The 13,203-nt window shown below is 63.6% G+C and carries 11 protein-coding genes; 8 read left to right on the plus strand and 3 right to left on the minus strand.

The window, feature by feature from the left end:
• Positions 1 to 543: 543 nt before the first annotated feature.
• From ACF8SD_RS15460 to ACF8SD_RS15480, 5 genes are read left to right on the plus strand one after another with little or no spacing between them, the layout of a single operon-like run.
• Complete coding sequence (locus tag ACF8SD_RS15460) at positions 544 to 3,375, plus strand: xanthine dehydrogenase family protein molybdopterin-binding subunit (protein ID WP_392484024.1); 2,832 nt, start codon at positions 544 to 546, stop codon at positions 3,373 to 3,375.
• Positions 3,368 to 3,904 carry a (2Fe-2S)-binding protein gene (locus ACF8SD_RS15465; protein WP_029887985.1) on the plus strand — a complete coding sequence of 179 codons (537 nt, stop codon included), beginning with the start codon at positions 3,368 to 3,370 and terminating at the stop codon, positions 3,902 to 3,904. The genes ACF8SD_RS15460 and ACF8SD_RS15465 overlap by 8 nt, the downstream gene beginning before the upstream one ends.
• 2 nt (positions 3,905 to 3,906) lie before the next feature.
• On the plus strand, positions 3,907 to 5,118 hold the full coding sequence (locus ACF8SD_RS15470; protein ID WP_392484023.1) for a cytochrome c: 1,212 nt from the start codon (positions 3,907 to 3,909) through the stop codon (positions 5,116 to 5,118).
• Between the two features lie 3 nt (positions 5,119 to 5,121).
• Positions 5,122 to 6,093 (plus strand): XdhC family protein, encoded by a 972-nt coding sequence (locus ACF8SD_RS15475; RefSeq protein WP_392484022.1) that lies wholly within the window; start codon positions 5,122 to 5,124, stop codon positions 6,091 to 6,093.
• Entirely contained in the window at positions 6,090 to 6,656 is a 567-nt protein-coding gene (locus ACF8SD_RS15480; protein WP_392484021.1) for a nucleotidyltransferase family protein, read from the plus strand. Before ACF8SD_RS15475 ends, ACF8SD_RS15480 begins: the two co-directional genes overlap by 4 nt.
• A 7-nt stretch (positions 6,657 to 6,663) precedes the next feature.
• Here the strand turns inward: ACF8SD_RS15480 and ACF8SD_RS15485 are convergent, their stop codons facing one another.
• From ACF8SD_RS15485 to ACF8SD_RS15495, 3 genes are read right to left on the minus strand one after another with little or no spacing between them, the layout of a single operon-like run.
• Entirely contained in the window at positions 6,664 to 7,290 is a 627-nt protein-coding gene (locus tag ACF8SD_RS15485; protein ID WP_392484020.1) for a GAD-like domain-containing protein, read from the minus strand.
• A 23-nt stretch (positions 7,291 to 7,313) separates the two neighbouring features.
• Positions 7,314 to 7,925 (minus strand): GAD-like domain-containing protein, encoded by a 612-nt coding sequence (locus tag ACF8SD_RS15490; protein WP_392484019.1) that lies wholly within the window; start codon positions 7,923 to 7,925, stop codon positions 7,314 to 7,316.
• Positions 7,926 to 7,943: 18 nt separating this feature from the next.
• Positions 7,944 to 9,287 carry a DUF6861 domain-containing protein gene (locus ACF8SD_RS15495; protein ID WP_392484018.1) on the minus strand — a complete coding sequence of 448 codons (1,344 nt, stop codon included), beginning with the start codon at positions 9,285 to 9,287 and terminating at the stop codon, positions 7,944 to 7,946.
• 208 nt (positions 9,288 to 9,495) lie between these two features.
• On the opposite strand from ACF8SD_RS15495, the gene ACF8SD_RS15500 reads away from it, so the two are divergent.
• The 3 genes from ACF8SD_RS15500 (at position 9,496) to ACF8SD_RS15510 (ending at position 13,096) form a co-directional block, all read left to right on the plus strand.
• Positions 9,496 to 10,179 carry a response regulator transcription factor gene (locus ACF8SD_RS15500; protein WP_173888216.1) on the plus strand — a complete coding sequence of 228 codons (684 nt, stop codon included), beginning with the start codon at positions 9,496 to 9,498 and terminating at the stop codon, positions 10,177 to 10,179.
• Positions 10,176 to 11,498 (plus strand): ATP-binding protein, encoded by a 1,323-nt coding sequence (locus tag ACF8SD_RS15505; RefSeq protein ID WP_009684794.1) that lies wholly within the window; start codon positions 10,176 to 10,178, stop codon positions 11,496 to 11,498. Before ACF8SD_RS15500 ends, ACF8SD_RS15505 begins: the two co-directional genes overlap by 4 nt.
• Before the next feature lie 206 nt (positions 11,499 to 11,704).
• On the plus strand, positions 11,705 to 13,096 hold the full coding sequence (locus tag ACF8SD_RS15510) for an aspartate aminotransferase family protein (protein WP_392485217.1): 1,392 nt from the start codon (positions 11,705 to 11,707) through the stop codon (positions 13,094 to 13,096).
• Positions 13,097 to 13,203: the final 107 nt, after the last annotated feature.

The raw sequence follows: 13,203 nt of genomic DNA on the forward strand, positions 1-13,203 counted from the left end.
GGCCTGCGGGCCAGTTTCTGCCAGGCATTGTGCGTTGCCGGTACCACCGTATTCGCGGGTAAACCCGCTCCTACATCGATCAATGATGCCGGCCCGACCCCGCAGGGCTGCCGGCCACCCCCGCCCGTTGTAGGAGCGGGTTTACCCGCGAAAGGGCCAGGCCTGCGGGCCAGTTTCTGCCAGGCATTGTGCATTGCCGGCACCATCGTATTCGCGGGTAAACCCGCTCCTACATCGGTCAATGATGCCGGCCCGGCCCCGCAGGGCTGCCGGCCACCCCGGCCCGTTGTACAAGCGGGTTTACCCGCGAAGCGCCGCGCGGGCGGCGCTCGATCTCCCAAGCGCCGAATCTTCAAAGGCGAACACCTATCAGCCCAAGCAAGGATCCCCCCGCTAAAAACCCGACACACCGCGACATATTGTCGGCTTGACTTTGCCTGTCCTCGCTAAATTGCTGTAAAGTTGACGCTCAGGTCAGCTTTCTGCAAGCCAGGCCCAGAATCAGAAGAAAGGGCAGACCCTCGACTGCCCAGAGGATCAAGCATGTCCAACCGTGATATTTCCAGGCGCGCCTTCCTGCAAGGCGGCCTGGTCGCTGGTGTCGGTGTGACCATGGCGCCACTTGGCAGCCAGGCATTCGCCGCGCTGATGGAGGAACGCGTCACCACTTCGCCGCAGAAGTGGATGAACCACGACGGCAAGGCGCGTTTCCGTAACGATGCGTTGTCCAAAGTCTGCGGCGACAAGGTGTTCGCCCGCGACATCCGGGCCAAGGACATGCCGGGCTGGCCGGTGCAACAGGGCCATGCCTTGCTGCTCAAAGCCACCAAGGCTGACCGCATCTATGCCGGGCATGACCTGAGCCTGCTGGGGGCAGACCTGCAACCCGACCGTGTCGTCACCGCCGCCGACCTGGAACAGGACGGCATCGCCTGGCCCGAAGCGCACTCGCCCGACCCACTGCTGCCGCCCGGCCAAGTCCCGATGTTCATCGGCCACCCCGTGGCAATCCTGATCTGGCACGATTTCGAGCGTTTCCGCCAGGCCAAGCGCAAGCTGCAGTTCAACGACCAGGCGATCCGCTACGGCGCCCAGGCGCCGCTGTACCAGCGTGACCCCTATGGCAGCTTCCGCTTCGTGCGGGTGGGCGGCGCAACGCCGTTCGACGACGATGAATTCTCCAGCCTGAAGAATTCCATGCTGTTCCCCACCATCCTCAACCGCAAGCCGGTGTGGTCGAGACAGCCCAACCAGCATGGTGACCTGACCGAGCAGGGGCTGTTCTACGCCAACCGTATGGCCGAACAGCTGGACAACCCGCCCGAGGACTGGCTGGTGTTCGACGAGCGCTACAAGACGCCGTCCATCGAACCTGCCGCGCTGGAGCCGGACAACGGCAACGGCTGGTACGACCGGGCCAGCGGCACGCTGCACTTCGTGGTTGCCACCCAGTGCCCGTTCGAAGTGGCGCAGGAATGCGTGCACATGATCAAGCCGTCGCGGTTTGCCCTGAACACCCTGAACATGCACCCCGGCTACACCGTGGGCTACGGCTCCAAAGACAACAACATCTTCGTCTTCTACGCTGCCGTGGCTGCGCTGTACGGCGACGGTGTACCGGTCCGCCTGGCCAATGATCGCTACGAGCAGTTCCAGAGCGGCATCAAGCGCCATGCCTTCGATATCCGCTACCAACTGGCGGTGGACAAGAAAGACAACAGGTTCAAGATTTTCCGCGCCGACATGAGCTGCGACGGCGGCGGGCGCATCAACTACAGCCCGTCGGTGGCCGCAGTGGGTGCGACCGCAGCGCAGTCGATCTATTACATGCCGCAGAACGACCTGTCGGTGACTGCCTATTACTCGCGTGGCGTGGAGGCGGGCTCCATGCGCGGCTATGGCACCCTGCAGAGCATGGCGGCGACTGAAATGATGGTCGATGAAATCGCCGGCCGCCTGGGCGTGGATGCCATCGACCTGCGCCGTGCCAACGCGCTGAAGTCGGGCATGAAGAACACCCAGGGCGCGGTGCCGGCCGGCGCCCTGCGCCTGTACGAAATTCTCGACAAGGCCGCCGTGCACGACTGGTGGCGCAACCGTGAAGCACGCAAGCAGCAGATCGATGCCAAGGACCAGGATCACTGGTACGGCGTGGGTTTCGCCATCTGCCAGAAAGACTTCGGGACGGGCGCGGAAGCGCCGATGGCCAGCGTCGAGTTCAGCCGCGACGGGCGCATCAGTCTGCGCCACATCGGTACCGAACTGGGCACGGGCATGTCCACTTCGCAGGCCCTGGTGGTCAGCGACTTCCTTGGCCGTTCGGCCGACGAGGTGCGCACTGCCGTTACCGAGTGGCCAGAGCTGCAGCTGACCACCAGCGGCAACCCGTACCTGATCAGCCAGCCCGAACAGGACGCTGCCCTGCGTAACCCGCGCTGGGTGGGCAAGCTGGCGTCGCCATCGTCGGCGACCAACTCGGCGTTCTATTTCAGCCACGCTACCCGCGAAGCTGCACGGGTACTGTTCAACCATGGCCTGTGGCCGGCGGCCATGGCCATCTGGCGCCAGGGGCCTTACGGCGGGCAGGCCAACCCGCTGGTGGTGCGCCGCGAGAACGCTGTGTGGGTCAACGGTGAGCTGACCGGCAACGGCCTGGCACCGATCCCGTTCGCCCAGCTGGCGCAAAAGGCGCATGACATGGGCCTGGTCACCGGTGTGAGCGTACACGGCTTCAACCGCTGGAGCTGGGCCGAGGCCGACTTCGTCATCGACGGTGTGCGCGAGCGCTTCCCGCTCGACGCCGTGGCCGTGAAATACGGCGACGGCGCGGTCAACGCCAAGAAAGCGCAGATGAGCAGCCACGGTTATCACCTGCTCGACCGGCAGAACGCGGCGTACCCCGATACCCAGCTGAACAACGCCATGGTCACCTACTACAGCCCGGTGGCGACCATTGTCGAAGTCAAGGTCAACAAGGGCACCCACGAAGTGCAAGTGCTCAACCACCACAGCTGGGTCGAGTGCGGCCGGGCGCTGGTGCCGGAGCTGGTCAAAGGCCAGCTCGAAGGTGGCATCGCCATGGGTATCGGGCACGCCCTGACCGAAGAAATGCCAATGTACGAGGGCGGGCCCGGGGAGGGCGACTGGAACTTCAACCGCTACCGCCTGCCGCATGCGCGCGATGTGGCGGTATGGCAGCAGACCAGCGAAATTCTGCCGCCGCTGTCACCCACCGACCCGTCCAAGGGCATTGCCGAAGTGGTGATGATCCCGGTCGTCGGTGCCATCGGCAATGCCGTCGCGCATGCCATTGGCAAGCGCGTGCGCGATCTGCCCATTACCCCAGCCCGTATCAAGGAGGCCCTCAATGGCTAACCGCCCACTGCAACTGACCCTCAACGGTCAACCGGTCGGCCCGGTCGAGGTCCCCGACGACCTGGCGATGCTCGACTACCTGCACGAACACCAAAACCTCACCGGCTCGCGCCTGGGCTGCGGCCAGGGCATCTGCCACGCCTGCGTGGTGATCGTGGACAACCCGGACGGCACCTGCGAAGAAGTGCGCACCTGTATCACCGGTGCCCACTACTTTGCAGGCAAGAAAGTGCGCACCATCGAAGGCCATGCCAGCAAGGACGAGGCCGGCAACCTGACGCTGAACCCGATCCAGCAGAAGTTCGTCGACCTGTTCGCCTTCCAGTGCAGTTACTGCGCACCAGGCTTCGTCAACGCCGCTACCGTGCTGGTGGAAACCGCCCAGCGCCAGCCGCTGAACAAGAGCGAAGTGCAAGACCGCATCGAGGCCAGTCTCGGGCACCACATCTGCCGGTGCACAGGCTACGTGCGTTACTACGACGCCACCCGCCAGGTGCTCAACGACCTCGGCCTGGTCAAGGAGGGTTGAACATGGGCTTCGTACGTAGCGCATTGGCGCTGGCGTTGGGTGTTGCCGTCAGTTCGGCGGCCCTGGCTGCCGATGAAGCGCAGGTCAAGCGCGGTGAATACCTGGCCCGCGCCGCCGACTGCATGGCCTGCCACACCGCCGAAGGCGGCGCGCCGTATGCCGGCGGCCTGCCGATCCATTCGCCGTTCGGCACCATCTACGGCAGCAATATCACCCCGGACAAGCAGTACGGCATCGGCAACTACAGCGCCGACGAGTTCTTCGCAGCAGTCACGCAGGGCAAGCGCAAGGATGGTGCCAACCTTTATCCCGCGATGCCTTACACCTCGTACCACCTGATCAAGCGCGAAGACTCGGACGCGATTCTTGCCTACCTGAAAAGCGTACCGCCGATCAACCGCCCGGCCCCGCAGACGGTGCTGCGCTTCCCGTTCAACGTGCGCATGGGCCTGAGCGGCTGGAACCTGTTGTATGGCAAGAGCGTGCAGCTGCAGCCAACCGAGGGCAAAAGCCCGGCCTGGCAGCGTGGCCAGTACCTGGTCGAAGTCATGGGCCACTGTGGCGAGTGCCATACCCCACGCAATGCGATCGGCGCACTGCAGCAGGACCAGCGCCTGAGCGGCGGCCTGCTGGCGGGTTACCTGGCGCCCAGCCTGCTGGCGCAGGACCTGGCTGAGCGGGGCTGGACCCAGCCAGACTTGACCACCTTCCTCAAGCACGGCATCAGCGCCCAGGGCAGCATGTTCAACGAGATGTTCCCGGTGGTGCACCACAGCACCCAGCACCTGGAGGACGCCGACCTGGCGGCCATGGCCACCTACCTGCTGGGTGACCAGCCACCCGCGGCCAAGGTCATCCAGCCGGTTGCCCTGGCGCAGATGAGCGACAGTGCCCAGCGCGGCCACCAGCAGTACCTGAACGTTTGCGCCGGCTGCCATGGGGTCGACGGCGAGGGCAAGCCACACGTCGCCGTGGCCATGCAGGGCAATACCGTGCTGCGCCAGGCCGACTCGCGCAACCTGGTCAAGGTCATCCTCGAAGGCATCCGCGAACAGCAGTTCACCGGCTTCGAGCGCATGCAGCCGATGCCTGGCTTCGCCGGCAAGCTGGATGACCAGCAGGTGACGGACATGGTCAACTACCTGCGCCAGGCCTGGGGTGGATTGCCCGGTGACCTGAAGGTACAGCAGCTCGCCGAGCTGCAGGCGGAGTAACCGGTGCAGCATCTCGATCTTCAGGTGATTCGCCAGGCCTTGCAGTGGTCGTGCAGCGGTCAGCAGGTGTGGTTGTGCACGGTACTCGCCACCTACGGTTCGGCGCCGCGTGCGCCGGGGTCGCTGCTGGCGGTCAACGCCAGCGGCCAGTGGCTGGGTTCGTTGTCTGGCGGCTGCGTAGAGGATGACTTCCTGCACCGTGTGGCCTTGGGCGAGTTCGCCGAGCCGGTCACCCTCGTGCGTTACGGCGATGGCAGTGACCCCGGTTCGGGTATTCGCTTGCCGTGCGGCGGGGTGCTGGAAGTGCTGGTGGAAAACCTGGCGGCCGAGTGCGACGTGCAGGCCCACCTGCGCGCGTTGCAAAGCGCATTGCTGGGGCAGCGCCGGTTGTTGCGTGAAGTGCGCCTGCCCGACGGCAACCGCCAGTTGGTGCCTGACACCAGCCAGGGGCCGCGGGTGCAGCGTGAGCCCACCTGCGTACGGCTGCGCGTCGGCGCCGCCCAGCGCCTGCTGCTGGCGGGCTATTCCAGCGTGGCGCAGTGTTGCGCCGAGTTCGGCAAAGGCCTGGGCTTCGAAGTGATTCTCTGCGAGCCACGTGATGAGGTGCTCGACGGCGTGCACCTGGACGGCATCGAGCTACGCCGCGAGCTGCCGTCGGAATTTATCGCCAATGGCGGTTGCCATGCCGACACGGCGGTGGTTGCATTGACCCATGATCCGAAAATCGATGACCTGGCCATGCTTGAAGCGGTGCGTACCGAAGCGTTCTACATCGGCGTGATGGGCTCGAAGGCCACCTCTGACAAGCGTCGCGAGCGCTTGCAGCGCATCGGCGGCCTCAGTAGCGACCAGTTGGCGCGTATCCACGCGCCGATCGGCCTCAACCTGGGTAGCAAGACCCCGGCCGAAATCGCCCTGGCGGTACTGGCCGATATCTTGCGCCTGCGCAACGGTATTGGGCGGGCGGCGCTATGAGTGTGGTGGCGTTGGTGTTGGCGGCTGGCAGCAGCGTGCGCTTCGGCGGCGACAAGCGTCGGGCGCTGATGGCGGACGGTCGCAGCCTGCTGGTGCACAGTGTCGAACGTGCCTGCGCGGTGTTCGAGGAGGTGCGGGTGGTGTTGCGCGACGGCGAACGGGCAGAGGCGCTGGGTTTGCCATCGGCGTGCCGGGTCATTTCCAGTGTCGATTGCGCACAGGGCATGGGCCATAGCCTGGCGGCCGGCGCCGCCTCGCTGGCAGATTGCGAGGCGCGGGCGGTAGCGGTTGTGTTGGGCGACATGCCCTGGGTGGCGCCCGCCACGCTTGGCTTGCTTGCACGCCAGGCCGGTGCGTCAACGATAGTCCTGCCTTGGCATGCCGGGCGGCACGGCCATCCGGTGTTGTTCGGCCGTGATTTCTGGCCGGCGCTTGCCCGGTTGCAGGGTGATGAAGGGGCGCGGTCGGTAGTGAAGGCTCACCCGCAATGCTGCGTCAGGGTGCCCGTGCAGGATGCCGGTGTGCTGCAGGATGTCGACAGGCCAGAGGCGCTTAACCCGTAGCCATGGCCTATTCATCCTCTTCGTCAGCCCATTCGTAAGGCTGCAGTTCGCTCAGTTGCGACAGCAGCAGCAGGTGCTCCACCACTTTAAGCTTTTTCAGCCGCTCAAGGCTGCCTGAACCTCCCAGCATCAAGGCGGGGACAAAGCCATACATTTCATCCACGCCCAAGGTGCCGAGCCGTTCCCTGGCAGGGTCGAACAGCTCGTCGAAATACGTGCCTTCGGTCATCAGCCACATGAGCAAACCATGGATCTTGTTGTCCCGCTCTTCGTCCCCTGAACTGTGGGCACCCTCGATATAACGGGAGTGGAAGGCCGCGATGGTCAGCACTGAACCGGTTTTTTCACCCCATAGGTACAGGTCGCCAAAAGCGCTGCGGGCGATGAGGTGATAAGTGTCGCAAGCTTCGAAGTGCGTACCTGCCAACCAGGAAGCCACGACCTTCTGGTATTCCTGGGGGTTGACCACCCAGAACAAGCCGTCGCCGTAGCCGCACCAGCCGTGGTCTTGCCAGTAGGCAAGGAGGCGGTTCGGGAGTTTGCCTCGGTAATGATCGATGGCGGCAGGTGGCACGGGCTGCTGGCCGATGGGGGCGCCGAAGGTTTCCAGGAAAATGCTGAAGACTACGTCCATGGTTTCAAGTCCGTCTTGGGTTTTTAGAAGTCGGAGAAGCTGTAGGGCTCAAGTGCAGTTAGCTGTGAGAGCATTATTAAATGTTCCAGGGCGTTTACTTTTTCGATTCGCTCTAAACTTGCTTTCCCGCCAAAGGCAAGTGCGGGGTTGAATCCATACATTTCATTGTGATTGAGTATGCCAAGTTTTTTCCTTGCTGCTTCGAATAACCCTTCGAAATCGTTGCTGTCCTTTTTTGTCTGTAGGAAGAATGATTGCACATGTCTGTCGATGTTAGAGGTGCGGCGGTTGTTGCCGCAGTAATGTGAGATATGGCTGGCAATGCTCAGTGAAAAGCCTGTTCTTTCACCGTACAAGTAGAGATCGCCGAATGCCCCACGCGCGATTACGTGATAGTTGTCATGCGCGGCCAAGGGCGTGCCATTGATCCAATACGCAACGACACCCTCATACTCTTGAGGGTCGACCGTCCAAAAAATGCCGTCACCGTATCCGCACCAGCCGTATTTTGCCCAATATTCCATCAATTTTTCTGGTAGTTTTCCCCTGTAGCGCTCGATGGCCGAGGCAGGTACCTCCTGCCTGAGAATAGGTTGTCCAATTTTTTCGATGAAGGAGGCGTAGACGTCATCCATTATGAGGTCCCTATCAATCTAGCATTTGTGTAATTTTATGTTCATGAGGGAAGCACCGCTGCCCGATTTCAATGTTTGTTCGGCAGCTGTCTGCATACTCTTGATCTTGTTTTTCCACTGGGGGCCTATGGTGGAGTTGACTTGCCTGTCCCCGAAATCGTCAATGGCATCTTTGCCTCCGGCGGTCAAGTCAGGGTTGTGCAAGGCTGCAAGCGTTGCCATGGTCTCCTTAGCTAATCTTGCAGCCATCCTTTGAGCCTCAAATAGACTCATCTCGTCCGGCAAATCATCCAGTATCCGCTGCTCCAACTTGTCTTGCATCTGCTTGCGGGCTTTGCGTGCCACAATTGGGTTTCGCTTTACGGGATTGGCGACATTTTCCAAAAACTCTTCAACTGTTAGTCGATTCAATCCCTCCTGCTGCCCCTTCAATTGCCGTTCAAACTCGCCATGCTTCGATGCTGGCAATTTGTCCGCCTTGAAACACGCGACTGTGTGCAATGGCATGCTACCGGGCTTGACTGTCGAGGGCTCATGTTCTTTTCCCGCCTGCCGGTTCGGCTGAACTGGCTGCGGCTCATTCCCCGCACCCTTGCGCCGCTCCGGCACTTGAAGATCTGGCCGTTTCTTCAACCCTTCCTCATGCTTGAGCATCCATTGCCCAAGGCGCGCGCCTTTGCTGCTGGCGGCCATTTCCTGCGCCAGCACCCGTGCATCACCGCGCCCGCGGGTAAGGTACGAGACGATTGCCCCCAACAGCAGCACCACTACTTCCACGTGGCCCAAGGCGATGTGATGGGCAGCCCTGGAAATCGCCTGCGGATCATCGCCCCCAAAGGGGTTGTAGCTATCGTCCCGCGTGCCCTCCCAGGCTATGCGAATGCCATCGAGGTAGTACTCGCCGATGCGGGGCAGGCCTTCAATGAAGAACTCGGCGATGGAGGCAAGCCCCAGTACGCCAAGTATCCAGCCGCTGACCTTGAGGCCCATCGCCGCGCCAGCGCCGGCCAAGGGAATGGCCCCTGCACCTGCGCCAAATGCCCCGATGCCAGCGCCAATGGCGCCGCCGGTGAGGGTGCTACCGACGACGATCATCGCCATCTCCCTCACCACCTTGAGCAGTTCGTTGAGGATGCTGGCGATTTCCAGGTCGGCAAAGCGTTGGTGCAGGATACTGCCGGCCTGCCACTCGGCCTGGTTGAAGGCCGACTGGACGGCCCTGACCCGACGTAGGTTGAGGGCCAGTGAGGCGACAGGTTCGTTGAGGTAGGTACGAAATTGAGCGCGTCCCTGATAGCCCATTTCATCGGTGACACGTGATTCGATCTCGAACCACGAGGGCACCAGGTAATTCAGGTGCATGAGGTGTCTCCCTGACAGCATGTGCAGGGAAATCCCATCATGAATTCGGTTCGGAAATTCCTGAGTCGGCTGTAGGAAAAGGAGACTTCGTTCAAGGCTGTCGCACGCGCTCAAGCCACGCTCGCCCAGCCCACCTGCAAAGGTCCATAATCCCCCCTTAATCCCTTCATAGTGCAATGCCAGCCACACCACTTCGGGAGCCCACACCATGCACGTTCTGCTCTGCGAGGACGACGACCTGATCGCCGCCGGCATCTGCGCCGGCCTTACCGCCCAGGGCCTGACCGTCGACCGGGTGGGCAACGCCGCCGCTGCGCGGGCCATGCTGCAGGCGGCGCAGTTCGACGTGATGATCCTCGACCTGGGCCTGCCCGACGAAGACGGCCTCAAGCTGCTGCGCCGCCTGCGCGAAAAAGGCGAGACCTTGCCGGTACTGGTGCTTACCGCGCGCGACGCTGTCACCGATCGCGTCGATGGCCTGCAGGCCGGTGCCGACGATTACCTGCTCAAACCCTTCGATCTGCGCGAGCTGGCTGCACGCCTGCACACCCTGCTGCGGCGGGTGGCCGGGCGGGCGGTCAATGTGATCGAGCACGGTCCGCTGCGTTATGACCCCAGCAGTTGCGAGGCGACCCTGGCCGGCCAGCAGGTCGACCTTTCCCGCCGCGAACAGGCGCTGTTGCAGGCCCTGTTGCAAAACCCCGGCCGGGTGTTGTCCAGCGAGCAGTTGAAGGACTGCGTGTATGGCTTCAGTGACGAAGTGGAAAGCAACGCCCTGAACGTGCACATCCACCACCTGCGGCGCAAGCTCGGCAACGGTATCGTCGAGACCGTGCGCGGCCTGGGCTACCGCCTGGGCCCGGCGCAGGCACCGGAAGAGGCCGCACCATGAGCCTGCGGGTACGCTTGAGCCTGATCCTGGGCAGTGCCTTCATCATCATCTGGGTGCTGGCTGCGGCATGGATGCTGCGCGACCTGCGCCAGCAGATGATGTTTTCCCTCGACCAGCGGCTGGTCGCCTCGGCGCGCATGGTTGCCGGGCTGATCGACCAGTTGCCGCAACCATTGACGGCCAAGGGCGGCGAGGCGCACTTCTCGGCCGACCAGTTCAGCGTGCCGGACGGCATGGCTTGCCAGGTCAGCTCGCTGCGCGGCGAAATCCTCGCCAGCAACCACAAGCACGACGGGACCATGGATGACGAGCGCAGCGGCTTCCGCGACCAGACCATCGACGGCGCTTCGTGGCGCACCTTCACCTACAACCATGGGGATGTACGCATCACCACTGCCGACCGGCATATGGAGCGTGAAGCGCTGAACCAGTCGATCCTGCTGGCGGCTTCGGCACCGGTGCTGATGGCCCTGCTCGGTAGCCTGGGGTTGTTGTGGATCGGCCTGGGCAAGGGCCTGGAACCGCTCAACCGCATGCGCGATGCCTTGCGCCGCAGGCGTGCCGACAGCGTCGAGCCGTTGCAGGTGGCGGGCCTGCCCAGCGAGTTGCAACCGTTGCTGGACACCCAGAACCAGTTGTTCCTGCGCATTGCCCAGACCATCGAACGCGAGCGGCGCCTGACCGACGACGCCGCGCACGAGTTGCGCAGCCCGTTGACCGCAATCAAGACCCACCTGCAGGTGGCGCGCATGACCGATGGTGCCGTGCGGGAGCAGGCACTGGAGCATGCCGAACAAGGCGCCGACCGCATGCACCGTACCCTTGAGCAACTGCTGATGCTGGCACGGGTGGAGGGCAGCCTTTCGTTCGAGGATGGCGTGCAGTGCAGCGCCGAGCAGGTGGCCCGCCAAGCCGTACAGGATGCCGGTGGGGGTGACAACCGGCGTATCGTGTTGCGCCTGCCTGAAGAGGCCACGCAGATCTACCTGGGCATGCCGGCGCCGTTGGCAGTGGCCGCGCTGCGCAACCTGCTGGACAACGCCCTGCGCCATGGCGGCGAACAGGCAGTGGAGTTGGAGGTGCAGATGGCTGACGGGCAGGTGGGCTTCATGGTCCGTGACCATGGGCCGGGGATTGCCGAGGCGGATCTGGAACACCTTACCGAGCGTTTCTGGCGCAGCGGGCAGAGCGGTGGTTGCGGGCTGGGGTTGGCGATCGTGCAGGCGATCGTGCAGCGGTGTGCCGGTAGCCTCAGGTTCGACAGCAGTAGCGATGGCTTGCGGGTGTGGTTGCAGGTGCCGGCGCGTTCGAGCAGTTGATTTTCACTGCCTGTGCCGGCCCTTTCGCGGGCTTGCCCGCGCCCACAGGGTCAGGCCCTGTGCAGTACCTGTGGGAGCGGGCAAGCCCGCGAAAGGGCCGGCACAGGGTGAGTAAAATCCAGTAACAACCGCTAAATCCTCCCAGCACTCAAGCGTTTTCCAAGCGACGAACACCCGCACTTTCGCTCGCTTGCGAGGATTTACCCATGTCCACCGCTTCCAGCCTTGCCCAGGTCCCGCCGGCCAGCGTGTCGCAGGCCCTGTACGAATTCACCGACTCACCGTTGCTGCAACGCCAGCAACAGCAGGAGTCCAACGCCCGCAGCTACCCACGGCGCATCCCGCTGGCGCTCAAGCGCGCCAGGGGTATTCACGTCGAAGACATCGAAGGCCGACAGTTCATCGACTGCCTGGCCGGCGCCGGCACCCTGGCGCTGGGCCATAACCACCCGGTGGTGATCGAGGCGATCCAGCGTGTGCTGGCCGATGAGATCCCCTTGCACACACTCGACCTGACCACGCCGGTCAAGGACCGCTTCGTTCAGGACCTGTACAGCATCCTGCCCGAGGCCCTGCGCCGCGAGGCCAAGGTGCAGTTCTGCGGCCCGACCGGGACCGACGCTGTGGAGGCGGCCCTCAAGCTGGTGCGCAGCGCCACCGGGCGCAGCACCGTGTTGGCCTTCCAGGGTGCCTACCATGGCATGAGTCAGGGGGCGCTGAGCCTGATGGGCAGCCATGGTCCCAAGCAACCGCTGGGTGCCTTGTTGAGCAGCGGCGTGCAGTTCATGCCATACCCGTACGACTACCGCTGCCCGTTCGGCCTGGGCGGTGAGGCCGGGGTCAAGGCCAACCTGCATTATCTGCAAAACCTGCTGCTCGATCCGGAAAGCGGGGTGCCACTGCCGGCTGCAGTCATCCTGGAGGTGGTGCAGGGCGAGGGCGGAGTGATCCCGGCCGATATCGAATGGCTCAAGGGCGTGCGCCGGATCACCGAGCAGGCGGGTGTGGCCTTGATCGTCGACGAGATTCAGAGCGGCTTTGCCCGTACCGGGCGGATGTTCGCCTTCGAGCATGCTGGCATCGTGCCGGACGTGGTCACGCTATCCAAAGCCATTGGCGGCAGCCTGCCGTTGGCGGTGGTGGTGTATCGCGACTGGCTGGACACCTGGAAACCGGGGGCGCATGCCGGCACCTTCCGGGGTAACCAGATGGCCATGGCGGCGGGTTCGGCCGTGATCGACTACCTGGTCGAGCATCGCCTGGCCGAGCATGCCGAGGCCATGGGGCTGCGGTTGCGTGGGCACCTGCAGCGCCTGCAGCGGGACTACCCGCAGTTGGGTGATATCCGTGGCCGGGGCCTGATGCTGGGCGTGGAGCTGGTCGACCCGCAAGGCCAGCCCGATGCGCTGGGCCACCCACCGGCTAACCGCGACCTGGCGCCGAGGGTGCAGCGCGAGTGCCTCAAGCGTGGCCTGATTCTGGAGCTGGGAGGGCGACAGGGTGCGGTGGTGCGCTTCTTGCCGCCGTTGATCATCAGCGGCGAGCAGATCGATGAAGTCGCGCAGCGCTTTGCCGAGGCGTTGATCGCGGCGGTCTGACTGATTGGCGGGGCCACGAAGCGGCCCCGCCAATAGCCTATCCATCACCGTCGCCGCTTCCCCCGCCACCAGGCGTGAAACCCACTGCTGGCGCTACTGATCTCTTC

Origin of the sequence: Pseudomonas sp. CJQ_9 (genome assembly GCF_043106615.1) — a bacterium.
Classification (GTDB): Bacteria; Pseudomonadota; Gammaproteobacteria; order Pseudomonadales; family Pseudomonadaceae; genus Aquipseudomonas; species Aquipseudomonas juntendi.

What these genes read in the sequence shown, in the direction of transcription:
- ACF8SD_RS15485 (WP_392484020.1), bottom strand. Translation starts at nt 7,290, where the DNA reads ATGGACGTAGTCTTCAGCATTTTCCTGGAAACCTTCGGCGCCCCCATC.
- ACF8SD_RS15480 (WP_392484021.1), top strand. Translation starts at nt 6,090, where the DNA reads ATGAGTGTGGTGGCGTTGGTGTTGGCGGCTGGCAGCAGCGTGCGCTTC.
- ACF8SD_RS15495 (WP_392484018.1), bottom strand. Translation starts at nt 9,287, where the DNA reads ATGCACCTGAATTACCTGGTGCCCTCGTGGTTCGAGATCGAATCACGT.
- ACF8SD_RS15465 (WP_029887985.1), top strand. Translation starts at nt 3,368, where the DNA reads ATGGCTAACCGCCCACTGCAACTGACCCTCAACGGTCAACCGGTCGGC.
- ACF8SD_RS15460 (WP_392484024.1), top strand. Translation starts at nt 544, where the DNA reads ATGTCCAACCGTGATATTTCCAGGCGCGCCTTCCTGCAAGGCGGCCTG.
- ACF8SD_RS15470 (WP_392484023.1), top strand. Translation starts at nt 3,907, where the DNA reads ATGGGCTTCGTACGTAGCGCATTGGCGCTGGCGTTGGGTGTTGCCGTC.
- ACF8SD_RS15505 (WP_009684794.1), top strand. Translation starts at nt 10,176, where the DNA reads ATGAGCCTGCGGGTACGCTTGAGCCTGATCCTGGGCAGTGCCTTCATC.
- ACF8SD_RS15490 (WP_392484019.1), bottom strand. Translation starts at nt 7,925, where the DNA reads ATGGATGACGTCTACGCCTCCTTCATCGAAAAAATTGGACAACCTATT.
- ACF8SD_RS15510 (WP_392485217.1), top strand. Translation starts at nt 11,705, where the DNA reads ATGTCCACCGCTTCCAGCCTTGCCCAGGTCCCGCCGGCCAGCGTGTCG.
- ACF8SD_RS15500 (WP_173888216.1), top strand. Translation starts at nt 9,496, where the DNA reads ATGCACGTTCTGCTCTGCGAGGACGACGACCTGATCGCCGCCGGCATC.